Consider the following 263-nt stretch of genomic DNA (forward strand, 5'->3'; position numbering starts at 1 on the left):
CACGCGCCAAGGTATGCGGATTGGTCATGACCTGATCGATCGTGGCGACCCGGCCCGCAGGGATTTCGGCATGGACAAGGCGCTGCTCCCAGGTTTCGGCGGTGTCGGCTCGTAGAGCCTCTGTCACAAGCCGGTCCAGTGCATCGACATTGACAACGCGATCACGGTTGCGGCGAAACCGCTTGTCGCCCGCCAGATCGGGACAGCCGATCGCCGTACAGAGGCGGGCGAACTGCTGATCGTTTCCGACTGCGATGGCGATT

Annotated in this window: 1 protein-coding gene; it reads right to left on the reverse strand. The window is 62.7% G+C overall.

Annotated features, from left to right (window positions below; translation table 11 throughout):
• Nucleotides 1-263 (reverse strand): CoA transferase (locus EOD29_RS32595; protein WP_206520571.1); only part of this gene is annotated, 263 nt, incomplete at both ends.

The organism is Mesorhizobium sp. M1A.T.Ca.IN.004.03.1.1 (genome assembly GCF_003997555.1).
GTDB lineage: Bacteria > Pseudomonadota > Alphaproteobacteria > Rhizobiales > Rhizobiaceae > Mesorhizobium.